The 22,977-nt window shown below is 73.6% G+C and carries 18 protein-coding genes; 10 read left to right on the plus strand and 8 right to left on the minus strand.

Annotated elements, in window-relative coordinates; genetic code table 11:
- Positions 1-14: 14 nt before the first annotated feature.
- On the minus strand, positions 15-188 hold the full coding sequence (locus CLV34_RS09265) for a CsbD family protein (RefSeq protein ID WP_100350022.1): 174 nt from the start codon (positions 186-188) through the stop codon (positions 15-17).
- Positions 189-373: 185 nt separating this feature from the next.
- Between CLV34_RS09265 and CLV34_RS09270 the strand changes: the two genes are divergently transcribed.
- Complete coding sequence (locus tag CLV34_RS09270) at positions 374-1,411, plus strand: sigma-70 family RNA polymerase sigma factor (protein ID WP_100350023.1); 1,038 nt, start codon at positions 374-376, stop codon at positions 1,409-1,411.
- On the opposite strand, the gene CLV34_RS09275 is transcribed toward CLV34_RS09270, so the two are convergent.
- Genes CLV34_RS09275 through CLV34_RS09285 form a run of 3 tightly spaced genes read right to left on the minus strand, consistent with a single transcriptional unit; the run spans position 1,378 to position 6,253 of the window.
- The gene (locus tag CLV34_RS09275) at positions 1,378-2,421 is read right to left on the minus strand and encodes an NAD-dependent epimerase/dehydratase family protein (protein ID WP_281255185.1); all 1,044 of its coding nucleotides are present in this window, start codon (positions 2,419-2,421) and stop codon (positions 1,378-1,380) included. The two genes, CLV34_RS09270 and CLV34_RS09275, sit on opposite strands and share 34 nt — an antisense overlap.
- Positions 2,418-5,234 carry an alpha/beta fold hydrolase gene (locus CLV34_RS09280; RefSeq protein WP_100350024.1) on the minus strand — a complete coding sequence of 939 codons (2,817 nt, stop codon included), beginning with the start codon at positions 5,232-5,234 and terminating at the stop codon, positions 2,418-2,420. The genes CLV34_RS09275 and CLV34_RS09280 overlap by 4 nt, the downstream gene beginning before the upstream one ends.
- Positions 5,231-6,253, minus strand: a complete 1,023-nt coding sequence (locus CLV34_RS09285; RefSeq protein ID WP_245859140.1) for a 3-oxoacyl-ACP synthase III — start codon at positions 6,251-6,253, stop codon at positions 5,231-5,233. Before CLV34_RS09285 ends, CLV34_RS09280 begins: the two co-directional genes overlap by 4 nt.
- Before the next feature lie 217 nt (positions 6,254-6,470).
- Between CLV34_RS09285 and CLV34_RS09290 the strand changes: the two genes are divergently transcribed.
- Together CLV34_RS09290 and CLV34_RS09295 are read left to right on the plus strand one after the other, a co-directional pair.
- Positions 6,471-9,878 carry a DEAD/DEAH box helicase gene (locus tag CLV34_RS09290; protein WP_100350026.1) on the plus strand — a complete coding sequence of 1,136 codons (3,408 nt, stop codon included), beginning with the start codon at positions 6,471-6,473 and terminating at the stop codon, positions 9,876-9,878.
- A 97-nt stretch (positions 9,879-9,975) separates the two neighbouring features.
- Entirely contained in the window at positions 9,976-10,653 is a 678-nt protein-coding gene (locus CLV34_RS09295; RefSeq protein WP_157803777.1) for a SanA/YdcF family protein, read from the plus strand.
- Positions 10,654-10,673: 20 nt separating this feature from the next.
- Here CLV34_RS09295 and ku read toward each other — a convergent pair whose 3' ends face one another.
- Complete coding sequence (gene ku / locus CLV34_RS09300) at positions 10,674-11,606, minus strand: non-homologous end joining protein Ku (protein WP_100350028.1); 933 nt, start codon at positions 11,604-11,606, stop codon at positions 10,674-10,676.
- A gap of 120 nt (positions 11,607-11,726) precedes the next feature.
- Here ku and CLV34_RS09305 point away from each other — a divergent pair, with 120 nt between their 5' ends.
- Positions 11,727-14,483, plus strand: a complete 2,757-nt coding sequence (locus CLV34_RS09305) for an ATP-dependent DNA ligase (protein ID WP_245859141.1) — start codon at positions 11,727-11,729, stop codon at positions 14,481-14,483.
- 46 nt (positions 14,484-14,529) lie between these two features.
- Positions 14,530-15,621: a DNA topoisomerase IB gene (locus tag CLV34_RS16725; RefSeq protein ID WP_100350029.1), complete on the plus strand. Its 1,092-nt coding sequence runs from the start codon at positions 14,530-14,532 to the stop codon at positions 15,619-15,621.
- A 37-nt stretch (positions 15,622-15,658) separates the two neighbouring features.
- On the opposite strand, the gene CLV34_RS09315 is transcribed toward CLV34_RS16725, so the two are convergent.
- Together CLV34_RS09315 and CLV34_RS09320 are read right to left on the minus strand one after the other, a co-directional pair.
- Positions 15,659-16,534: an NAD(P)-dependent oxidoreductase gene (locus CLV34_RS09315; RefSeq protein ID WP_245859143.1), complete on the minus strand. Its 876-nt coding sequence runs from the start codon at positions 16,532-16,534 to the stop codon at positions 15,659-15,661.
- Positions 16,535-16,599: 65 nt separating this feature from the next.
- Positions 16,600-17,535 carry an SDR family oxidoreductase gene (locus CLV34_RS09320; RefSeq protein WP_245859145.1) on the minus strand — a complete coding sequence of 312 codons (936 nt, stop codon included), beginning with the start codon at positions 17,533-17,535 and terminating at the stop codon, positions 16,600-16,602.
- 55 nt (positions 17,536-17,590) lie between these two features.
- Between CLV34_RS09320 and CLV34_RS09325 the strand changes: the two genes are divergently transcribed.
- The 5 genes from CLV34_RS09325 to CLV34_RS09345 all read left to right on the plus strand — a co-directional run bounded on the left by CLV34_RS09325 (position 17,591) and on the right by CLV34_RS09345 (position 21,957).
- Entirely contained in the window at positions 17,591-18,160 is a 570-nt protein-coding gene (locus CLV34_RS09325; RefSeq protein WP_100350031.1) for a TetR family transcriptional regulator, read from the plus strand.
- A gap of 94 nt (positions 18,161-18,254) precedes the next feature.
- Positions 18,255-18,680: a ribonuclease HI gene (gene rnhA / locus CLV34_RS09330; RefSeq protein ID WP_100350267.1), complete on the plus strand. Its 426-nt coding sequence runs from the start codon at positions 18,255-18,257 to the stop codon at positions 18,678-18,680.
- A gap of 83 nt (positions 18,681-18,763) precedes the next feature.
- Positions 18,764-20,176, plus strand: a complete 1,413-nt coding sequence (gene lpdA / locus CLV34_RS09335; RefSeq protein WP_100350032.1) for a dihydrolipoyl dehydrogenase — start codon at positions 18,764-18,766, stop codon at positions 20,174-20,176.
- Positions 20,177-20,476: 300 nt separating this feature from the next.
- Positions 20,477-21,031 (plus strand): type IV toxin-antitoxin system AbiEi family antitoxin domain-containing protein, encoded by a 555-nt coding sequence (locus CLV34_RS09340; RefSeq protein WP_100350033.1) that lies wholly within the window; start codon positions 20,477-20,479, stop codon positions 21,029-21,031.
- The gene (locus tag CLV34_RS09345) at positions 21,028-21,957 is read left to right on the plus strand and encodes a nucleotidyl transferase AbiEii/AbiGii toxin family protein (protein ID WP_100350034.1); all 930 of its coding nucleotides are present in this window, start codon (positions 21,028-21,030) and stop codon (positions 21,955-21,957) included. Before CLV34_RS09340 ends, CLV34_RS09345 begins: the two co-directional genes overlap by 4 nt.
- A 251-nt stretch (positions 21,958-22,208) precedes the next feature.
- Here the strand turns inward: CLV34_RS09345 and CLV34_RS09350 are convergent, their stop codons facing one another.
- The gene (locus tag CLV34_RS09350; RefSeq protein WP_100350268.1) at positions 22,209-22,922 is read right to left on the minus strand and encodes an SDR family NAD(P)-dependent oxidoreductase; all 714 of its coding nucleotides are present in this window, start codon (positions 22,920-22,922) and stop codon (positions 22,209-22,211) included.
- Positions 22,923-22,977 lie beyond the last annotated feature (55 nt).

Genomic DNA, 22,977 nt, shown 5'->3' on the forward strand with positions numbered 1-22,977 from the left:
TCTGTCGGTGCCGGTCAGTGGTCGAAGGCGTCCTTGACCTTCTCGCCGGCGCCCTTGATGTCGGAGCTCGCCTGGTCGGCCTTGCCCTCGGCGACCTTCTCGTCGTCGCCCGTGGCCTTGCCCCAGGCCTCCTTGGCCTTGCCCTTCGCGTCCTCCGCGGCGTTCTTGGTCTTGTCCTCGAAGCCCATCGTTCCTCCTCGTTCGACGTGTCTCGGACCGCGCCGACGGGTTTCCCGCCGACTCCTCGACCGTAGGACGAGGGGTGTCCCGACGCAGTCCGGGTGGGCGCCGGCCCGGGTCGAGCAACCGTCGACGTGCGTCGGGGCGGCGTCCGGTCTAGCCGCGCGTCGGTGGTCCCGCGTACGGTCGGAGCATGACCACGACGACGGTGGGGGACGTCCGCGAGGCGCTCGAGGACGGGTTCGCGCGGCAGCGCGGTGAGCTGGTGGCGCACTGCTACCGCATGACGGGCTCCGTGCACGACGCGGAGGACCTGGTCCAGGAGACGTACGTCCGGGCCTGGCGTGCCGCGGACGGTTTCGAGGGGCGCGCCTCGTTGCGCACGTGGCTGTTCCGGATCGCCACGAACGTGTGCCTGACGTTCCTCGAGGGCCGGTCGCGCAGGCCGCTGCCGTCGGCGCTGGGCCAGGGCGCGGCGGACCCGGCACGCGAGCCCGTGCAGGACCGCGCGGTCGACTGGATGGAGCCGCTGCCCGACGCGGTCCTCTGGTCCGAGCCGGCACCGGACCCGGCCGAGTCGGCCGCGACCCGTGACTCCGTCCGGCTCGCGTTCGTCGCGGCGCTGCAGCACCTCACGGCCCGGCAGCGCGCTGTCCTGCTGCTGCGCGAGGTGCTGGCATGGAGCGCCAAGGAGACCGCGGACGCGCTCGGCCTGACGGTCGCCGGCGTGAACTCGACGCTGCAGCGGGCGCGCGCCGCGATGGACCGTGAGGCGCCCGCCCAGGACGACCCGGCGCCCGTCGACGACCCCCGCACGCGCGACCTCCTCGAGGCGTACGTGCGCGCGTTCGAGGCGTACGACGTCGCCGCGATCGTGCGGCTGCTCGCGCACGACGTGCTGTGGGAGATGCCGCCGTACCCCGAGTGGTACGCGGGGGCCCCGCAGGTCGGGCGGCTCATCTCCACGTGGTGCCCGGCCAGCGGACCGGGGGACATGCGGCTCGTTCCCGCGGGCACCGCCAACGGCGTGCCGGCCTTCGGCCTCTACATGCGTGACGCCGACGGGGTCCACCGGGCGTTCCAGCTCCAGCAGGTGTGGCCCACCCCGGACGGTGACGTGTCACGCGTCATCGCCTGGTTCGACGTCGAGGCCCTGTTCGACCGGTTCGGTCTGCCGGCCGTGTGGGACGACGACGCTCAGGCGACCGTCGGCCCGGCGCCCGTGCGGTAGGAGGCCGCGAGCCGGTCGAGGCCCTCGTCGAGGGTGACTGCCGGCACCCACTGCAGGTCGTGCTGCGTGCGGCGCTGGTCGAACCAGTGTGCGGTCGAGAGCTGCTCGGCGAGGAACCGGGTCATCGGCGGCTCGTCGGCGCCAGGGCGCACGGCCCACGCGCGCTCCACGAGACCGCCCGCGAACCGGGCGACGGACGGGGGGACGGACCACGCCGGGGGCCGCACGCCCGCGGCGCGGCAGATCCCGGCCAGCAGCTCGGCGACGGTCCGCGGCTCGCCGTTCGTCACCACGTACGCGTTGCCGTGCACGGCGGGCGCCCGGTCCAGCGCGGCGACGATCGCCGACGCCGCGTTGTCGACGTAGGTGCTGTCGATGAGCGCCTGACCGTGCCCGAGCAGGGGGAGGCGTCCGGCGCGCGCCCGCTCCACGATGCGCTCCACGAGCTGCGTGTCGCCCGGTCCCCACACGAGGTGCGGGCGGACCACGACGACCCTCATCGCGGGGTCGTCCGCCGCGAGGGCGAGCAGCTCGCCCAGCGCCTTGGTGCGCGCGTACTCGCCGCGTGCGTGCGTGGGGTCCGCCGGTCCGGTCCCGTCGCCGACGATCGACGTGCCGGCGTGCGCGACCGACGGCGACGACACGTGCACGAACCGGGCCGCTCCCGCCGCGCCGGCGGCCTCGAGCAGGCGTGCCGTGCCGTCGACGTTGACCCGCTCGAAGTCCGCGGGCTCACCGGCGAGCGAGACCTTCGCGGCGAGGTGCACGACGGCGTCGACACCTGCGACGGCGGCGGCCACCGCGTCCGGATCGGTCAGGGAGCCGAGCGCGTCCGTCGCGCCCACGACGCCCGAGGGGCGGCGCTGGAACGCTCGCACGTCCCACCCCGCTGCGGCGAGGTCGCCGGCGACGGCCCGACCGAGCAGGCCGCTCGCGCCGGTCACGAGGACGGTGCCCGACCCGTTCACCAGACCGGCCCGGGCGACATCGACGCCGGTCGCGCCGTTCACGGGCGCGTCATCCGTCCGCCCGCGAGGATTCCCTCGGCCCACGCGGCGAGCGCGGACCGGTCGACCTTGGAGTTGTGCCGGATGTCGGTCGGGAGCCGGGGCACGACGAGCACCGCGGCGACCGGCAGCCCCACGGCGGCCCGCACCGTGCGGGCGAGCACGGGCTCCGCGAGCCGCACGCGGCGGGTGCGGACGGCGGGCTCGACCACCAGGACGAGCTGCTGCGTGCCGCGCGGCCCCACCCCGACGGCGGCGGCGCGCGCCACCGTGTCGAGCGCCTCGACACGCTGCTCGGGCCCGACGGGCGTGACCGGACCGGCCGCGGTCGTGAGCACGTGCGCGAGCCGCCCCTCGATCCACAGGCGGCCGTCCGCGTCGAGGTGCCCGACGTCGCCCGTGCGGTGCCAGCGCCCTGCCCCGCCCGGTGCCCGACCGCCGGCCGTAGCGGAGTCCGAGGGGGTCTCACGGACGGCGGCCCGGTCCGTGAGCCAGAGGCGGTCGTAGTGCGTCTTGAGGTGCGGCGCGCTGACGACGACCTCACCGGTCACCCCGCGCTCGTCCGCGGGTGCGCCCGTCGCGGCACCGGTGCCGTCGAGTGCGCTGATCCGCACCGCGACGTCCGCGACGGGCGCCCCGACGAGGACCCCGCCCGGCCCGTCGGGCTGCGCCGTGGCGATCTCGCCGAGCGACGCGTCCGTCATGAGCAGCCCCTCGGTCATCCCGTAGGGCGTGTGCGCGGACGCGTTCGGCATGAGGTCCTGCGCGGCGGCGAGCAGCGCGGGGGCGACGGGGGCGCCGGCGGACAGGAACGTCCGCACGCGCGCCAGCACGGCGAGCTCGGAACCGGTCAGGTCGTCCGCCGTCGCGACGGCGTTGGCGAGGGCGGCGGGCGACAGGAACACGACCGTCGCGTCGACGCGTGCTGCCGCGGCGGCCACGGCCCGTGCGGTGAGGGTGCGCGGCGCGGTGACGTCCATGTCCGGGGTGACGGAGCGCGCGCCGAGCGCCGGTCCGAGCAGGGCGAACGGTGCGAAACCGGCCACGAGGCCCGTGTCCGGTCCGACGTCGTACTGCTGGGCGAGGGCGTCACGGACCGCCGCGAGGGCGTCGTGCGTGTACACGACACCCTTGGCGGGTCCGGTCGAGCCGGACGTGAACAGGATCGCGGCCACGTCGTCGGGCGCGGGCGACGGGATGACGCCGCTGCCGGGCGCGGACGTGCCGTCGAACGTGTCGGTGAGGTCGACGGCGGCGCCGAGCTCGACGAGGTCCGCGAGGCACGCGTCCACGCCGAGGGCCCGCGCGGCGGCCGGGGCGAGCTGGTGCGTCGAGATGCGGCGGCCCGGCCAGCCGAGCGCACGGGCCGCGGTCAGCCCCGGCACCTCGCCGACCACGAAGCGGGGCTGGGTGCCTCGCACCGCGCGGGTCAGTCCGCGCACGCCGAGGCCGGCGTCCGCGACGACGACGACCGCGCCGACGCGCAGGCACGCGTACAGGACCGCCGTGAGGTCGGCACCTGGCGGGACGAGGAGCGACACCCGGTCGCCGGGTCGCACGCCGAACGCCACGAGGCCGGCCGCGAGCTCGCGCACCCGCCGGGACAGGAGCCGCCAGCTCACGATGCGCGGGCCGCCGGCGGCGTGCGTCGAGCCTCGCGGCGCCATCTCGACGAGCGCGGGGGTCGGGTCGTCGACGCGCTCGTCGAGGTGGTGCCACAGCGGCGGACGGACGGGCTGCTCGCCGGCGGGCCGGGCGCTCGCTGCGGTCGCGGTCGCGGTCGGCGACGCCGCGCCCTCGGCGTCGCCCAGCCCGAACGCGTCGAGCCAGGCGAGGATCGGGGCGACGTAGTCGACGTCCTCGGCGAGAAGGTGCCCGGCGCCCTCGTGGCGGTGGACCTGGGCGCCCGGGAGACGGTCCACGAGGTCCGCGAGGTAGCGGTCGCGGAACACGGGGTCGAGCGGTCCCCACTGCACGAGCGACGGAACGGTGAGGGCGCGCACGCCCTCGGCGACCCGGTCGAGCTCGGCGGCCGACGGGTGGTCCGGGGCAAGCGGGATGTCGGCGACGAACGCGCCGACGCCGCCGCGGCGCTCGGCCGTCCGGTAGGGCGCGCGGTAGGCGTCCTTGACGGCGCGGGGGAGCGACGGGTGCCCGAGCGCGAGGGTGGTCTCGAGGAACCCGGGCGTCGTGACGGTCGCGCGGCCCAGGACGCCGGAGGCGAGGGCGAGGCGCAGGGGGGCGGGGACGGCGGCGTCCTCGGGCTGGTGCACCGCGGTGTTGAGCAGCAGCACGCCCGCGAGGAGGTCGGGGTGGTCGACGGCCCAGCCGAGCGAGACGACGCCACCCCAGTCGTGGCCGAGGGTGACGACGGGACCGGTCAGGCGGTGCGGCGCGTGCTCGGCGGACAGTGCATCCGTCAGCAGGCCGAGGTCGCGCACGCGTTCCGGAAGCGTCCGCAGGGTGCCGGTGCGCTCCGAGAAGCCCATGTCGAGCTGGTCGACGGCCACCACGCGCCACCCGGCCTCCGCGGCGGGGGCGAGCAGCCGGCGCCACAGGTAGGACCACGTGGGGTTGCCGTGCACCGCGAGGATCGTGCCGCGCGCCGCGCCGCCGTTCCCGTCGCGCGCCGCGAGCAGGTCGGCGTTGTCGAGCAGGTGCCAGGTGCGCGGGGTGCCGTGCGCGTCGGGCGCGGTGACGAGCCGCGACCAGGCCGGGTCGAGGCCGTCGAGCGCGGGTGGCCGCTGCGCGGGGGCCGGGACGGATGCCGCGGCGGGGAGCCGGGACGCGGCGGGACGGGTGGCGACCGCGCTCACCAGGCCAGCTCGAGCATGGCGGTGTTGATGCCGGAGCCCACGCCCATGAGCAGGACGCGGTCGCCCGGGGTGAGCGTCGGCGCCTCCTGCGCGAGCGTGATCGGGATGGACGCCGGGCCGACGTTGCCGAGCGTCGGGTAGGTCGTGGGGACGCGGCTCGCGTCGAGGCCCACGGCCTTGACGAACGACTCCGTGTGGATACGCGACACCTGGTGGGTGATGTAGCGGTCCATGTCCTTCCAGGACCAGTGCGGCAGCGCCTCCTGCCAGGCGGACACGACGAGGTCGAGGCCGCCCTTGAGGAGCGCCTTCGCGTCGGTGAACATGCCCTCGACGCTGCCGACGCACAGGGCGTTGAACTGCGTCGCGGCGCGGGTCACGCCGCCGAGGATGCGGTGGCCCTTGGGGTGCGCGTCGGCCGGGCCGATCACGGCGGCGGCGGCGCCCGAGCCCAGCGTGAGGCTCGCGAACTCGCTCATGAAGTCCTTGCGCTTGATGCCGTCGCGCAGCAGACGCGTGATGGTGTTGCGCTGGACCTCGTCCGCGTCCTCGCCGTCGATGATGAGGGCGTACCGGATCTGGCCGGAGTCGATGAGCGACGACGCGAGGCTCATGCCGTTGACGAACCCGAGGCACGCGTTCGCGATGTCGAAGTTCAGGGCCGACGACGGCAGGCCCAGCCCGTGGTGCAGGCGCACGGCGACCGACGGCTCGAGGTGGGGGCGCGTCACCGACGTGTTGATGATCAGTCCGATGTCGTCGGCCGTGATCCCGGCCTCGGCGATCGCGCGGCGGCCCGCGTCGATCGCGGCCTCGTCGAACGAGCGGTCCGGGCCCCAGTTGCGGCGCTCGTACACCCCGGCCACGCGTTGCAGCAGACCCTTCGGCAGCCGCAGGCGCTTGAGCGCCGGGGCGAGCTGCGCGTCGATCTGCTCGGACGTGGTCACCTGGGGGGCGATGGTCGTGGCGACGGAGAGCAGAGCGACGTTGCTGTGCGTGGTCGTGGCGTTTCCGTCCAAGGAGGTCTCCCGGGTCGACGAGGGTGGTCGGTCGCGCGGTGTCCGTCGGGAAGTCCGTCGGGACGGAGGGGCGGCGGCCGCGGTGCGCACACAAAGGGGCTGGACCATCCTACGCGGGCGTAGGTTGGCTCGCCTGTGGCGGGGGAGTGGCGCGGGACACGTCGGCCCGTCGCGCTGTGCCGCCTCGGGGGTGGGCGGCGGGTGCTTGGATGACGGGGTGCTCAACCGTGCCGTGATCAAGCTCCTCGTGGGGTCTGCCGCGGCCGCCCGCGCGGAGGCGTACGTGGCCGAGGGCCGTGTCGTCGCCGTGGCTCGCAGCAAGGACGGGTCGCGAGTCGTCGGTCACGTCGTGGGGTCGAGCAACACCCCGTACGCGGCGGTCGTCGAGCTCGACGAGCACGGGACGCCCCGCTCGGGGCGGTGCTCGTGCCCGGTAGCGCACGACTGCAAGCACGTCGCGGCGACGCTGTTCGCGCTGCTGGCCCGGGAGGAGGGTGCCGCCGACGCGGGCGCCGGCTCGACCGGCACGGCCGCTGCGGACGCGGCGGCCCCCGAGTGGGAGCGCGCGCTCGCGCCGCTGCTCGGTCCGGGTGGTGACGCCCCCGGCGGTGGTGGTCGCGCGGCGGGGTCGGGCGCAGTGCGCGGGGCGCGCGCCCGGCTCGACGAGGTCGCGCTGCACGTCGAGCTCGTGCCCGCGGACGACCGCGCCCGGCGGCTGGCGGCGCGGACCGGGTTGCGGCTCGTGCCGCGCGTCGCGCTCCGCCCGCTCGTCCGGGGACGCAGCGGGCGGTGGGTCCGCACGGGCATCTCGTGGCGCGACCTGCGGTACCGCGACGGGACGGTGCCGGCCGAGCACCTCGAGGTGCTGCGGGCGCTCGACGGCCTCGCGGGCGGCGCCCGTCCGACGGCGTTCGCGTTCGACGCGCGCGAGCAGGTGCACGCCGACGAGCTCCCCGCGTCGGCGCTGTGGGCGCTGCTCGACGACGCCCGACGCGTCGGGCTGCCCCTGGTCGGCGCCGACCGCGCGCAGAGCGAGGTCGTCTGGACCGCCGCCCGGTCGGAGCTCGTGGTCTCGCGGGTCGCTGACGGCCTGCTGGTCGAGGCGGAGGTGCACGCCGACGTCCCGGCCGACGACCTCGACCCGGTGGGCCGGCCGGCCGGGGGTGTCGTCGGGACGACCGCCGACGGCGCGCTGCTGCTCGGGCGGCTCGCGACCGCGCTCGACGCCACCGCGACCGACCTGCTGCTGCGCGAGGCACCGCTCGTCGTGCCCGACGCCGACGCCCCCCGGTTCTTGCGCCGTGCGCTGCCGGCGCTCGCGCAGCGGTTCGACGAGGCGACGCTCGTCGGGGTCGCGCTGCCCGAGCCGCCGCGTCCTGTGCTGCTCCTGCGGGTCGTGCGGCACGCCGACCACGTCGCGCGCCTGTCGTGGCACTGGCGGTACGTGTCGGGCGAGCCGCCCGTCGTCGAGGCGACCTACCCGGCCGGGCACGGGGACTCGGGTGCGCGGCTCGCGGCCGCGCGCGCCGCGAGCGGCACGCCGGACGACGGCGTCCGGGACGTCATCCGCGAGCGCGCGGTCCTCGAAAGGCTCGACGGCCTGCTCACGCGCCCCGTCGAGGACGCCGAGCTGCGCGGGCTCGCGACCGCCGACTTCTTCGGCCTCGAGCTGCCGGACCTGGCGGCGCTCGCGGACGGCGACCCTGACCTCGAGATCGAGGCGGTCGTCGACCCCGACGCACCCGCCGACGTGGACTACCGCGAGGCGGCGGACGTCGAGGTCAGCGTCGAGATCGTCGGCGAGAGCACCACGCCGACGGGCGGCCGCGACTGGTTCGACCTGGGGGTGCTGATCCGGGCCGGCGGGCACCAGATCACGTTCGAGCAGGTGTTCCGGGCGCTCGCGACGGGCCGCTCGCGCGTCCTCCTGCCCGACGGCCTGCACTTCTCGCTCGACGACGAGCGCTTCGACCGGCTGCGCGAGCTGGTCGAGGAGTCGCGCGACCTGCAGGACACGATGGGCAAGGTGCTGCGCGTGGGCCGGTACCAGGCCGACCTGTTCGCGGCGCTCGACGCGCTCGGTCTGGTGGACGCGCAGGCGGGGGCGTGGCGGGCCGCGCTCGGTGGCCTCGCGGCCGGCGCCTCGCCGCGCCCGCTCGAGGCGCCCGCCGGGCTCGCGGCGCAGCTCCGCCCGTACCAGCAGGAGGGCTTCGAGTGGCTCGCGTTCCTCGCCGAGCACGGGCTCGGCGGGGTCCTCGCGGACGACATGGGCCTCGGCAAGACGGTGCAGACGCTCGCCGCGGTGGTGCACGCCCACGAGGTCGCGGCCGCCGCGGGGGCGCCGCGTCCTGCGCCCGTGCTGGTGGTCGCGCCGACCAGCGTCGTCGACATGTGGGAGACGGAGACGGCGCGGTTCGCGCCCGGCCTGCGGGCGGCCGCGGTGCGCGGCACGCGGGCGCGCCGGGGCGAGCCGCTCGGGGACACGGTGGCGGGCGCCGACGTCGTCGTCACGTCGTACGCACTGTTCCGGCTCGACGCCGAGGAGTACCGGTCGATCGCCTGGTCGATGCTCGTGCTCGACGAGGCGCAGTTCGTCAAGAACCGGCAGTCCGTGGTCTACAAGTGCGCGCGCGAGCTTCCCGCGGCCACGAAGATCGCGCTCACGGGCACGCCCCTCGAGAACAACCTCATGGAGCTGTGGTCGATCCTGTCGGTCGTCAGCCCCGGGCTGTTCCCCGACCCGTACCGGTTCTCGCAGTACTTCGCCGGCCCGATCGAGCGCGAGGGCGACGACGGGCGGCTCGCCGTCCTGCGCCGCCGCGTCGCGCCGTTCGTGCTGCGGCGCACCAAGGAGGCCGTCGCGAAGGACCTCCCGCCGCGCCAGGAGCAGATCACCGAGGTCGTGCTCGCGCCGCGCCACCGGCGCGCCTACGACCGGTACCTGCAGCGCGAGCGGCGCAACGTCCTCGGCCTGGTCGACGAGCTCGAGACGCACCGGTTCAAGGTGTTCCGGTCGCTCACCGTGCTGCGCCAGGCGGCGCTCGACGTGTCGCTCGTCGACGACGGGGGAGAGGTCAGCACCGGGAACCCCGCGGGGCCGCGCGGTGGCACCGAGATCCCGTCGTCCAAGCTCGACGTGCTGTTCGAGATGCTCGACGACGTGCTCGCCGAAGGCCACAACGTGCTGATCTTCAGCCAGTTCACGCGGTACCTCGGGCTGGTGCGCGACCGGCTCGACGACGCCGGCGTCGACCACGCGTACCTCGACGGCAGCACCCGGCGGCGCGCGGCGGAGGTCGCGAAGTTCACGTCCGGACGCGTGCCCGTGTTCCTCGTGAGCCTCAAGGCCGGCGGGTTCGGGCTCAACCTCACCGCCGCCGACTACTGCGTCCTGCTCGACCCGTGGTGGAACCCCGCCGCCGAGGCGCAGGCCGTCGACCGGGCCCACCGCATCGGGCAGACCCGGACCGTGATGGTGTACCGGCTCGTCGCGCAGGACACCATCGAGGACAAGGTCATGCGGCTCAAGGAGGCCAAGTCGGCGCTGTTCGCGAGCGTGCTCGACGGGGGGACGTCCGCGGCGTCGGGGCTCACCGCCGACGACGTGCGCGAGCTGTTGTCGTAGCCCCCGGCTCGACGCGCGGGCGGGTCGTGGGCGCGAACCGTGAAGGGTGGCGCGCCGCCCGCCCGCGCCGCCCCGCCGTGGACTACGTTCCGGTGCCGTGAGCACGCGTCCCCGCTGGTACCGCCGCCGCCCGATCCTTGCCGTCACCGCGGCTGCCGGCGTCGTCGCGCTCGTCACGGTCGCGGGCACGTACGCCGTGGTGCAGCTGTCGGAACGGTCCAGGGTGGTGTCGGTCGCGGACGCCCCGCACGCCGAGGTCGCGCTCGTCCTCGGGGCCGGGCTGACCGCCGAGGGCACGCCGACGCTCTACCTCGAGCGCCGGCTCGAGGCGGCCCGCCAGCTGTGGGAGCGTGGCGCTGTCGACGTGGTGCTCGTCTCGGGCGACAACTCCCGCACGTCCCACGACGAGCCCACCGCCATGCGTGACTGGCTGGTCGACCACGGCGTCCCCTCGCGCGTCGTCGTGCGCGACTACGCGGGGTTCGACACCCAGGACTCGTGCATGCGCGCCCGCGAGGTGTTCGGGGTGACGAGCGCGGTGGTCGTCACGCAGGACTACCACCTGCCCCGCGCCCTGTACGCGTGCGACCACGCAGGGCTCGACGTCCACGGGGTGGCCGTCTCCTCGTCGCTCGACGACCGCAGGACGATCGTCTACCGGCTGCGGGAGGTACCGGCGTCGCTCAAGGGCGCGTGGGACGCGCTCGTCCACGCCCCGCCGACGTACGGCGGCCACGAGACGTCCGTCGAGGACGTCGTCGCCCGCGCGGGCTGACCCGCCGGCGGCCGTCGAGGTCAGGAGGTCTTGCGGCGGCGCGCGGGAGCCTTGTCGTCCTTCGGTGCGCTCTTCGCGCGGGTGCTCGCCTTCGAGGTCGACGTCTTGCGGCGCGTCGCCTTCGGCTTCGCGTCCTCGGCGTCCTCGGCGTCGTCCGCAGCCGACGCCGACCCGCCGCGCTTCTTCGCGACCGACCGGCGCAGCGCCTCCATGAGGTCGAGGACCTCTCCGCCCGAGTCCTTGTCCTCGTCGTCAGCCTGGAACGACGCGACCGCGTCGCCCTTCTCGAGCTTCGCGTCGATGAGCTGCCGCAGCTCCGCCTGGTACTCGTCGACGTACGCCGACGCGTCGAAGTCACCCTCAAGGCTCTCGACGACGACCTGCGCGAGCTTGAGCTCCTTGTCGGTGACCTTCGCCTCCGACTCCAGCGCCGGGAACGACGCCTCGCGCACCTCGTCGTCCCACAGCAAGGCCTGCAGCACCAGGGCGTCGCCGTGCACCCGGAGGGCGCCCAGTCGGGTGCGCTGCCGTAGCGCGAACTGCACGATCGCGGTCCGGTCCGTCGACTCCAGCGTCCGGCGCAGCAACGTGTACGCCTTCGCCGACTTGTCCGACGGCTCCAGGAAGTAGCACTTCTCGAACCGGATCGGGTCGACCTGGTCGCTCGGCACGAACTCCACGACCTCGATCTCCCGGTTCCGTTCCGCCGGGAGCTTCTTGAGGTCGTCGTCCGACAGCATCACGACGTGCGTGCCGTCGTCGTACGCGCGCGCGATGTGCTCGTACGGGACGACCTCGCCGTCCTTCGCGCACCGCCGCTCGTACTTGATGCGACCGCCGTCCGCGTCGTGCACCTGGTGCAGGGGCACGTCGTGGGACTCGGTCGCGCTGTACAGCTTGACCGGCACGTTCACGAGGCCGAACGTCACGGCACCCGACCAGATCGCCCGCATTCCGCCAGTCTCGCCCGCGCGCGACGGCAGCGCATCCGGGCGACGATCGAGGTCAGGAGCGGCGCTCGGAGTGTTCCGGCCGCTGCCGGCTCGACACGAGGACGAGGAGGTGGGCGCCGCGTGCTGACCTCGCGCGACCACACGGAGCAGGTCGTCACCACCGGCGGCCACGACATCCGCCTCACCAACCTCGACAAGGTGCTCTACCCCGCGACCGGCACCACCAAGCGGGACGTCATCGAGTACTACGCCGCGATCGCTCCCACGATGCTGCCGCACGTCGTCGGCCGGCCCGTCACCCGCAAGCGCTGGCCCAACGGCGTCGACGAGCAGCCCTTCTTCCAGAAGAACCTCGGCGCCGGCACCCCGGACTGGGTCGTCCGGCACGACATCGAGCACCACCATGGGACGAATGCGTATCCGCTCGCGCAGGACGCCGCCACCCTCGTGTGGCTCGCCCAGATCGCGTCGCTCGAGATCCACGTGCCGCAATGGCGGTTCGGGCCCCGAGGCGCGAGGAAGAATCCCGACCGGCTCGTCCTCGACCTCGACCCCGGCGACGGCGCCGGCCTGCCCGAGTGCGTCGAGGTCGCCCACCTCGCCCGCGAGATCCTCGCCGACATGGGCCTCGACCCCGTCCCCGTCACCTCCGGCTCCAAGGGCATCCACCTCTACGCACCGCTCGACGGACGCCAGACCAGCGCCCAGGTCACCAGCGTCGCCCACGAGCTCGCCCGGGCCCTCGAGACCGACCACCCCGACCTCGTCGTCTCCGACATGAAGAAGGCCCTGCGGGGCGGCAAGGTGCTGCTCGACTGGTCCCAGAACAACGGCAACAAGACCACCGTCGCCCCCTACTCGCTGCGCGGACGCTCGCACCCCTGGGTCGCCGCACCGCGTACCTGGCGCGAGCTCACCGGCAAGGCCGCGGCCGACCTGCGCCAGCTCGACCACACCGCGGTGCTCGCGCGGGCGAAGCGGCGCAAGGACCCGCTCGCCGACCTCGACGCCGGACGCGTCGACGCCGCCGCCATCCCGTCCGACGACGACGCGGACCACGACGCGGACCGCCCGCCAGAGCGCGACAGCCTCACCGTCTACCGGTCCAAGCGCGACCCCGCCAAGACCGCCGAACCCGTCCCGGCCGCCGCCCCCACGCCCGGCGGGGACGACACCTTCGTCATCCAGGAGCACCACGCCCGACGCCTCCACTGGGACTTCCGGCTCGAACGCGACGGCGTCCTCGTGTCCTGGGCGCTCCCCAAGGGCGAACCCGTCGACCCCGGACGCAACCACCTCGCCGTCCAGACGGAGGACCACCCGTTCGAGTACGGCAGCTTCGAAGGCACCATCACGAAAGGCGAGTACGGCGCCGGGACCGTCACCCTCTGGGACACCGGGACGTACGAGACCGAGAAGTGGAGGGACGACGAGGTCATCGTCGTCCTGCACGGCGAGCAACGGGGAGACCGGAGGCTCGCCCTCATCCGGACGAAGGCCGCCGAGGGAGAAGGAGCGCACGGGGCGCCGACGTCGCAGTGGTTGATCCATCGGACGAAGTCGCAGGACGGGGTGTCTGGGGGGTCTGGGGCTGGGGCTGGGGGCGCCGGGGAGGACGTGTCGTCGTCGGGTCTACCATCCGGCCGCTCGTCCCTCGCGGCCTCCCGCCAGACCCGACCACGACCCGACGACGACAGCTCCTTCCCGGGTTCCTCGTCCGCGTCACCGTCGTCGTCGGCCACGGATTCCTCGGGGGGTGCTGCATCAGGCGGTTCTCGTCCGGCGTCCTCGTCCGCGTCACCGTCGTCGTCGGCCATGGCTTCCTCGGCGGAGGGTCGCGATTCCGGTCGTTCTCGGCGGTCGTCTGGGCAGTCGTCTGTTGCCGCGTCCTCGGCGCGGCGGGCATATTCGGCCATGCTCGCGAGCGCCGGGGTGGTCGGGGACGTCACCGGGCGGGGGGAGGGGGAGTGGGCGTTCGAGATGAAGTGGGACGGGATCCGGACCGTCGCGCGGGTCGTGCAGGAGGACGGGCGGACGCGCGTCACGATGACGTCCCGGAACGGGAAGGACCAGGACGTCTCGTACCCGGAGGTCGTGCAGGGGCTGGGTGACGCCGTGCGGGCGGACGCCGTGGTCGACGGGGAGATCGTCGCGCTGGACGCGCAGGGACGGCCGAGCTTCGGGCGGCTGCAGCAGCGCATGAACCTGGCCGACCCTCGCGAGATCCGCGCGGCGATGGACCGGGTGCCCGTCCACGTCTTCCTGTTCGACCTGCTCGAGGCGGACGGCGAGCCGCTCGTCGACCTGCCGTACCGCGAGCGACGGGAACGGCTCGAGGCGCTCGTGCGGGAGAACGACGTCGTCAAGGTGCCGCCCGCGTTCGACGGCGACTTCCAGCACGCGTTCACGACGAGCAAGCGGCTCGGGCTCGAAGGCGTCGTCGCCAAGCGCGTCACGTCCACGTACAGCGAGGGTCGGCGCTCGCGGTCCTGGGTCAAGCTCAAGCACGCCCGCACGCAGGAGGTCGTCGTCGGCGGCTGGAGGCCTGGGCAGGGCAACCGGTCCGGGGGAGTCGGTTCGCTGCTCGTCGGCGTGCCCGACGCCGACGGGACGCTGCGCTACGTCGGACGGGTCGGTTCCGGGTTCACCGAGGCCGCCCTCCGGGACGCCGGTGAACGGTTCGCCCGCACCGCCCGCAAGACCCCGCCCTTCGAGGACGTCCCCGCGGCCGACGCGCGTGACGCGCACTGGGTCACCCCGCGGTCCGTCGGTGAGGTCGAGTTCGCCGAGTGGACGGCGGACCACCGGCTGCGCCAGCCCCGGTGGCGCGGCTGGCGGCCCGACAAGGACCCCGCCGACGTGCGGGAGGAACCGTGAGCGAGCGACCGACCGACCGTGAGCCCGCAACCGTCAGCGAGGACTGATGCCGAGACTGCGCCGCGCCAACCTGTCCGCCCCCGGCTACACCCGCGCCCGGTCCGGCACCGGGTTCACCTACCACGACCGGTCCGGCCAGCTCGTCGACGCCGACGAGCGTGACGCTCTCGAGGCCCTCGCGATCCCGCCGGCCTGGACCGACGTGTGGATCTCGCAGCACCCGAACAGCCACGTGCTCGCCACGGGTGTGGACACGGCCGGTCGTCGCCAGTACCTGTACCACCCGCAGTGGCGGGCACGGCGCGACCGCACCAAGTTCGACCGCATGCTCGTGCTCGCCGAGTCGCTCCCCGCGGCACGCGGCTGGGTCACCCGCGACCTCGGCGGCGACGCACCCACGCAGCGGCGGGCGCTCGCGGCCGCGTTCCGGCTGCTCGACGTCGCGCACCTGCGCGTCGGCAACGAGCGGTACGCGACCCGGCACGGCAGCCGCGGCATCTCGACGCTGAGGGTCCGGGACGCGACCGTCGACGGCGACGCGGTGCTGCTCCGCTTCCCGGCGAAGTCCGGCCAGACGTGGGAGTCGGAGGTCGTCGACGCACCCCTCGCGCGGGTGCTGGCGGAGCGGTCGGGCGCCGACCCCGACGACCGGCTCCTGGGCTTCGCCGGAGACGCGCCGGGCGAGGTGGTCGATGCGCGGGCCGACCGGTCGTCGTCGCTGGACGACGCGCTGGCTGGTTCGGCGGGCGGCGCCGGCGGCGAGGGTGACGCGGTCGTCGTCCCCGTGGACGTCGGCGGGCGGGACGTGTGGGTCGCGCTCGACGCGGCAGCGATCAACGAGGACGTCCGGGCGCGCACGGGCGGCGAGTTCTCGTCGAAGGACTTCCGGACGCTGCACGGCACGATCGCGGCGGCCGTCTCCCTGGCGGAGCACGGCCCCGAGCGGACGGTCGCGGCGCGCAAGCGTGCCGTCGCGCAGGCGATGCGGGACGCGTCCTCGACCCTCGGCAACACGCCTGCGATCGCGCGGGCGAGCTACGTCGACCCGCGCGTCGTCGACCTGTACGACGCGGGGACGACCATCGACCCGGCGCGGACCGCATCGGCGGAGGCCGAGCTGCGCCGCCTGCTCGGCTGAGTGGCGGGGGAGAGCGGCTGGGCTGAGCGCGAGGCGGTCAGTCGCCCGAGCCCAGCGGGGTGTTCGTGAACGCGTCGTAGACGGCGGCGATGTCGTGGCGACCGTGCCCGTCGAGCGACGCGACGCCGAGCAGGCGGCTCAGCGCGTCGAGCATCGTCGCGGTGGTTCCGGTCGCGCGGGCGACCTCGATCATGAGGCCGACGTCCTTGCGGAGCGTGTCGAGGCGGAACGAGGGCGTGAGGTCGCCCGACAGCATCGCACCCGCCTTGATCCGGGCGAACTGCGAGTCCGCCGGGCCACCCTCGATGGCGTCGAGCACGAGGTGCCCGTCGAGGCCCTGCGCGGTCGCGATCGACAGGGCCTGCGCCATGCCGACGGTCAGCGCGCTGATCCACGCGTTGCACGCGAGCTTGAGCGCGGTGGCCTGCCCGAGCTCGTCGCCGGCGTGCAGGACCTTCGCCGAGATGGCGTCGAGCGCGGGCCGGGCCTTGTCGACGAGCGCCGGGTCGCCTGCCGTGAGGATGGTCAGCGCGCCGTGCTCCGCCGGGCCCTTCGTCCCGACGAGCTGGGTCTCGACGAGCGGGACGCCGAGCTCGGCCGCGCGGACCGCGATCTCGTGCGTGCCGTCCGCGCCGACGGTCGTCGCCTGCCCCCACACCGCGCCGGCGGGCAGCGCGGGTGCGGCCTCCTCGAGCACGTCGAGCACCGAGTCCGCGTCGAAGACCACGGACAGGACGACGTCCGCCTGGGCGACCGCCGTCGCCGGGGTGTCCGCCACGCCGGCGCCCGTCTCGAGGAGGCGGTCGGCGCGCTCGCGCGTGCGGTTCCAGACGGTGACGTCGTGGCCGGCGCGGCGCAGCGTGCCGGTCAGTGCGGAGCCCATGATGCCGGTGCCGAGAACGGTGATGTTCATGCCTCCTTGGCTACCACCTTCGGCCTGGGTCCGCCCAGGGGACGGCAGTCCGTCGACGAACCGTCTCAGCCGAAGTAGCTGCCCGACGCGATGTCCTCCAAGAGGGTCGCGTGCGTCGGTGCCCAACCGAGCAGCTCGCGCGTGCGGGCGCTCGACGTGGCCCCGTTCATGCCGAAGAAGCGGCCGAGCCAGCCGAAGTGCTCGTCGGCGGAGTCACGGGGGACGGAGAGGATCGGCAGGCCGAGCCCCGTCCCGATGGCGGCGGCGATGTCGCGGGTCGCGATGCCCTCTTCGGCGACGCCGTGCACCGGCTGTCCCGTGGGTGCCTTCTCGAGCGCCAGGACGACCATGCGGCCGACGTCGAGCCGGTGCGCAGCCGCCCACCGGTTGGTCCCCTCGTCGATGTAGGCGGCGACCCCCCGCTCGCGGGCGATCTCGACGAGCCGGGCAGTGAAGCCGTGGTCGCCAGGGCCGTGGACCGTCGGGGCGAAGCGCAGCGGGACGACGCGCACGCCCTTGTCGGCGTACTCGAGGGCGAGCGCCTCGGAGCCGCCGCGGGGCGCGTCCGGGCCGGTGAACGCCTCGGGTACGTGGTCGTGCTCCGTGGCGACGCGGTCGGGCGCGAGGCCTGCGACGCCGGACGCCAGCAGGAACGGCCGGTCCGACCCGGTGAGCGTGTCGGCGAACGTCTGCACGACCGCGCGCTCGATGCGCCCCGACTCGGCGAAGTGGTCGAAGTCGTGGACGAAGCCGAGGTGGAGCACGCCGTCTGACGCGGCGGCTGCGTCGCGGAGCACGTCGAGGTCGGTGAGGGTGCCGGGGAGCGCCTCGGCGCCGAGCGCCGTGAGCTTCGCGGCGCTGGCGTCGGAGCGGGCGAGCCCGACGACCTGGTGCCCGGCGGCGAGGAGCTCGGCGGTGACGGCGGAACCGATCCAGCCGGTCGCCCCGGTGACGAAGTAGCGCATGGTGCCTCCAGAAGACGGGATGTCAGTCGCTGACATCATGCAGCGTAGCACCGTCATGTCAGTGGCTGACATCACCGTTAGGATGGGGAGCATGGCCCGCTGGCAGCCCGACACCCCCGACCGTCTGCGCGTCGCTGCGTCCGAGCTGTTCGCCGAGCAGGGCTTCGACGAGACGTCGGTCGCGCAGATCGCCGACCGCGCCGGGCTCACCGAGCGCACCTTCTTCCGGTACTTCGCCGACAAGCGAGAGGTGCTGTTCGACGGGCAGGAGCAGCTTCGGAGCGCCTTCCGGACCGCCGTCGAGGCAGCGCCCGTCGGCGAGCCCCTGCTCGACCTCGCCGAGCGCGTGGTCGGCGGCCTCTCGGTGTTCTTCAGCGAGGAGCGGCGCGCCTGGTCGCGGCGGCGCGCCGCGATCATCACCGGGCACCCCGGCCTCCAGGAGCGCGAGCTCCTCAAGATGACGACCATCACCTCCGACCTCGCCGACGTGTTCCGTGCCCGGGGCCTCGCCGCCGGCGCCTCGACGGTCGCCGCGGGCACCGTCGTCGCGATCTTCCACACGGCGTTCGCGCAGTGGGTCGCGTCGGAGGAGACGAGGGACTTCGCGGCCCTCGCGGCGGCAGCCGTCGCGGACCTCCGCGGCGCGCTCTCCGGGGCCTAGGGTGGGGCGCGTGCCTTCCGACGCCTTCGTGACCCAGCCCGACGACGCCGCCGCCCCCGACGATGCCGACGCCTCCGCGGCCCGGAAGGTCGAGATGTGGACCGACGGCGCCTGCAAGGGCAACCCGGGCGTCGGCGGGTGGGGCGTCCTCATGCGGTACGGCACGCATGAGAAGGAGCTGTTCGGCGGCGACGCGACCACCACGAACAACCGCATGGAGCTCACGGCAGTCATCGAGGGTCTGCGCGCGCTCAAGCGTCCGTGCGCCGTGACGCTGCACGTCGACTCGTCGTACGTCATGAACGGCATGAAGTCCTGGATCGTCGGCTGGAAGCGCAACGGCTGGAAGACCAAGGACAAGAAGCCGGTGAAGAACGTCGAGCTGTGGCAGGCGCTCGACGCCGAGGTCCAGCGCCACACCGTGACGTGGGTGTGGGTGAAGGGGCATGCCGGCGACCCCGGCAACGAGCGCGCCGACGCGCTCGCCAACCTGGGCGTCGACGAGGTCCGGGCCCGCTGACCCGCCGCCGGTTCGTGCACTGAGCGCGACGTCACGTTCCTCGGGGTGGGGGGCACCCCGGAACGTGGAATAGGCTCGGACCCGTGGCTGAACACTTCGACGTCGTCGTTCTCGGTGCTGGACCTGGTGGATATGTCGCGGCGGTGAGGGCCGCGCAGCTAGGCCTGCGCGTCGCCGTCGTGGAGGAGAAGTACTGGGGCGGTGTGTGCCTCAACGTGGGCTGCATCCCCTCCAAGGCTCTCCTGCGCAACGCGGAGCTCGCGCACCTCCTGAACCACGACAAGGCGCTCTTCGGGATCTCGGGCGACACGTCCATGGACTTCGGCGTGGCATTCGACCGCAGCCGCGAGGTCGCGGACGGTCGCGTCAAGGGCATCCACTTCCTGATGCGCAAGAACAAGATCACCGAGCTCGACGGCCGCGGCACGTTCGTCGACGCGCACACCCTCGACGTCGCCCAGGCCGACGGCTCGACGGAGCGCGTCACGTTCGAGAACGCGATCATCGCGACGGGCTCCACCGTGCGCCTCCTGCCCGGTGTCGAGCTGTCCGAGAACGTCGTCACGTACGAGAAGCAGATCCTCACGCGCGACCTGCCGAAGTCCCTCGTCATCGTGGGCGCCGGCGCGATCGGCATGGAGTTCGCGTACGTCCTGAAGAACTTCGGCGTCGACGTGACGATCATCGAGTTCCTCGACCGGGCCCTCCCGAACGAGGACGAGGAGGTCTCCAAGGAGATCGCCAAGCAGTACAAGAAGCTCGGCGTCGACATCCTCACGTCCACCAAGGTCGAGACCGTCGTCGACGACGGCAACCAGGTCACCGTCACGTACACCGCGAAGGACGGCTCGCAGGGCCAGAAGGTCGCGGACCGCGTGCTCATGTCGATCGGGTTCGCCCCCAACGTCACGGGCTTCGGCCTGGAGAACACCGGGGTCGCGCTGACCGAGCGCGGTGCCATCGCGATCGACGACTTCATGCGCACCAACGTCCCGAACATCTACGCGATCGGCGACGTCACCGCGAAGCTCCAGCTCGCGCACGTCGCCGAGGCGCAGGGCGTCGTCGCCGCCGAGACCATCGGTGGCGCCGAGACCATGCCGCTGGGCGACTACCGCATGATGCCGCGCGCCACGTTCTGCCAGCCGCAGGTCGCGAGCTTCGGCCTCACCGAGGCGCAGGCCCGCGCCGAGGCCGAGAAGGCGGGACGCGAGATCAAGGTCTCCAAGTTCCCGTTCATGGCCAACGGCAAGGCTCACGGCCTCGGCGACCCGGTCGGGTTCGTCAAGCTCATCGCGGACGCCGAGTACGGCGAGCTGCTCGGTGGCCACCTCATCGGCCCCGACGTCTCCGAGATGCTGCCCGAGCTCACCCTCGCGCAGAAGTGGGACCTCACGGCCAACGAGCTCGCGCGCAACGTCCACACGCACCCGACGCTGTCCGAGGCGCTGCAGGAGGCGTTCCACGGTCTCGCGGGGCACATGATCAACCTCTGACGGAACGCCGGCGTGAGCCGGTGCGCCTCGGGCGGAGGCCCGGACCTGCGAGCATGTGCAGGTCCGGGCCTTCGCCATTCGGCGCCGAGAAGTAGCCCGAGGCGGCGTCGCCGGTCGGCCAGGCCCCGTGGTCGGTCGAAGGCGTGTCGCTGCGCCGTGGCTGACTGTGGTGATGATGGCCTGGGTCTTGCGCGGTGCCAAACCCATGACTCGACCATGGCCGTGCGCCGTCAGGCGTGTCGCATGAGCTCCTTACTGTCGACACGTCTAGCATTGCTGTAGACAGTAAGGAGGCAGGCGATGGCTGTCCTGACGCTTGAGTCGGCCCGTGCGGCAGGGCTGCGCAAGGACGAGGTGTACCGCATGGCCCGGTCCGGCGAGCTGGAAAGGATCGGCCGGGGCGTCTACATCCGCCCTGGGGAACTGAATCCCACCGTGGCGTCGCTGGCAGGTGCCACGGCGGTCAAGCCGGCCGCGACGATGTGTCTGACGAGCGCGCTCGTGTACCACGGGCTGAGCGACGAGATCCCGCTCGCGACCGATATCGCGCTGCCACGGGGCACCAGGTTCCCTGCAGGCTTCGAGCACGTGACCTGGCACGCCTTCGCGACGGCGACGTTCGAGATCGGTCGCACCGCCGTGTCCGAGCCCCCGGAGCTGTCGGTGTATTCGGCGGAGCGGACCATCGTGGACGCCTTCCGGGTCGCGCACCTGGAGGGCATCGACCAGGCCAACGAGGCGTTGCGTCGCTGGGTCCGCGCTCCCGGGAGCTCACCTGCCGGTCTGCTGCGCACGGCAGGGCACTTCCCGCGGACGGTCGCCGCGATCCGGCAGTCGCTCCAGGTGCTGCTGTGAGTCCGAACCCGACGCGTGACACTCCAGCCGGCCGCGCGTACAACGACCTGCGCAACCTCGCCAAGGCACAAGGGCGTGACCCGGCCGAATACCTGGCGCTGTACGCCCTCGAGGGATTCCTGACCCGTCTGGCGGCCTCGGGCCTTCGGGACGACTTCGTCCTCAAGGGCGGCGTGCTGCTCGCAGCCTTCGCAGCGCGGCGGCCGACGCGTGACATCGATCTGGCCGCGTCAGGTTTCCCCAACGACGTCGAGGACGTCGAGCGCCAGATACGCCAGATCATCGCGACCGACGTGGTCGACGGTCTGGCGTTCGATGCCGGTGCGGTCCGCAGCGAGTCCATCCGCGAGGAGGCGGACTACGCGGGCGTCCGCGTCCACCTGCTCGCGACCCTGTCCAAGGCGCGGGTTCCGATCCACCTCGACGTCAACTTCGGTGATCCGATCTGGCCCGCACCGCAGGCGACGAGGTTGCCGTTGCTCCTCGGAGGCGAGGTCGAGCTGAACGGCTACCCGCCGCACATGGTCCTGGCGGAGAAGATCGTCACCGCGATCGACCGGGGTGCGGCGAACACGCGATGGCGGGACTTCGTCGACGTCGCCGCGATCACTCGCACCCAGACCATCGACGAGCGTGAGCTCGCCGCGGCGATCAGGGTCGTGGCCAGCCATCGCGAGGTCGACCTGCACGGTCTGGGCGAGACGTTGGCCGGGATGGGCGAGATCGCCCAGGCGCGCTGGAGCGCCTGGAGACGCAAGCAGCGACTGACCACCAGCACACCGGACAGCTTCCAGTCGCTGCTCGACGAGGTGGAGGACTTCGCCGACCCCGTCCTGACCGACGCTGCCAGCGGGTTGATCTGGCATCCCACCGCGCGAACGTGGGCACGAGGGGGAGGCTCCTCCGGCGACCCGGCGGATGGATAGGAACCTCGCCAGGCTCGGCCGAGCGTGAGTGGTTCGTATCCGCGGCGGCCGCCGGCGTCCTGGAGGATGTTCGTGACGCCGAGCACCCGAGCGCCCGTGGCAGAAGGCGGATGGGGCCCCGCGCGCTCGGAGGTCGGGAGGTCTTGCGTTGCGGTGCGCCGCGGCGTCCACGGCTCGGGTGCGTGGCGTCACGATGACTCCCGGCAACCCCCGACCCACGGCGACGGGGCCGGGTGCGAGGCGGTGTCAGCTCACCACGCCACCGGGCCGTGCCGCGACACGAACGTCCCCGTCGGCCCGTCCGGTCCGAGCGTCGCCAGCCGGACGACGACCTTCGCGCCCTCGGCCACGGTCTGCGTCCCGGCCCGCCCGTTGAGGTCCGTCGACGTGTAACCCGGGTCGGCGGAGTTCACGCGGAACGACGGGAACGCCTTGGCGTACTGGATGGTGAGCGCGTTCACGGTCGCCTTCGACGCCGGGTAGCTCAGCCCGGCGTAGAAGTGGGTGTAGCTGTCCGGGTCGGCGAGGTCCTGCAGCGACCCGAGCCCGCTGGACAGGTTGACGATCACGGGCGCCGCGGACCGCTGGAGCAGCGGCAGGAACGCGTGCGTGACCCGCACGACACCGACCACGTTCGTCTGGAACGTCCGCAGGACGTCGTCGGCGGACTCGTCGGCGGGAGTCGGCACGACGTTGCCGTCCAGCCGCGGCTCGATGCCCGCGTTGTTGACCAGGACGTCGAGCCCGCCCGCTGCGTCGATGGTGCGCACGGCCGCGGCGACGGACGCGTCGTCGGTGACGTCGAGCTGGACGAACCGCGCGCCGAGCTCGTCCGCCGCGGCCCGACCGCGCTGCTCGTCCCGTGCCCCGACCCAGACGGTGTGCCCCGCCGCGACGAGCTGCCGCGCGGTCTCGTGGCCGATGCCCTTGTTCGCTCCGGTGATCAGTGTTGTCGTCGTCGTCATGTCCTCCACGGTGCCGCCGTGGACGGCCGGCAACCAGTCGTCCGCCTGTCGTAGG

This window comes from Luteimicrobium subarcticum (assembly GCF_002798015.1).
GTDB classification, from domain to species: domain Bacteria; phylum Actinomycetota; class Actinomycetes; order Actinomycetales; family Cellulomonadaceae; genus Luteimicrobium; species Luteimicrobium subarcticum.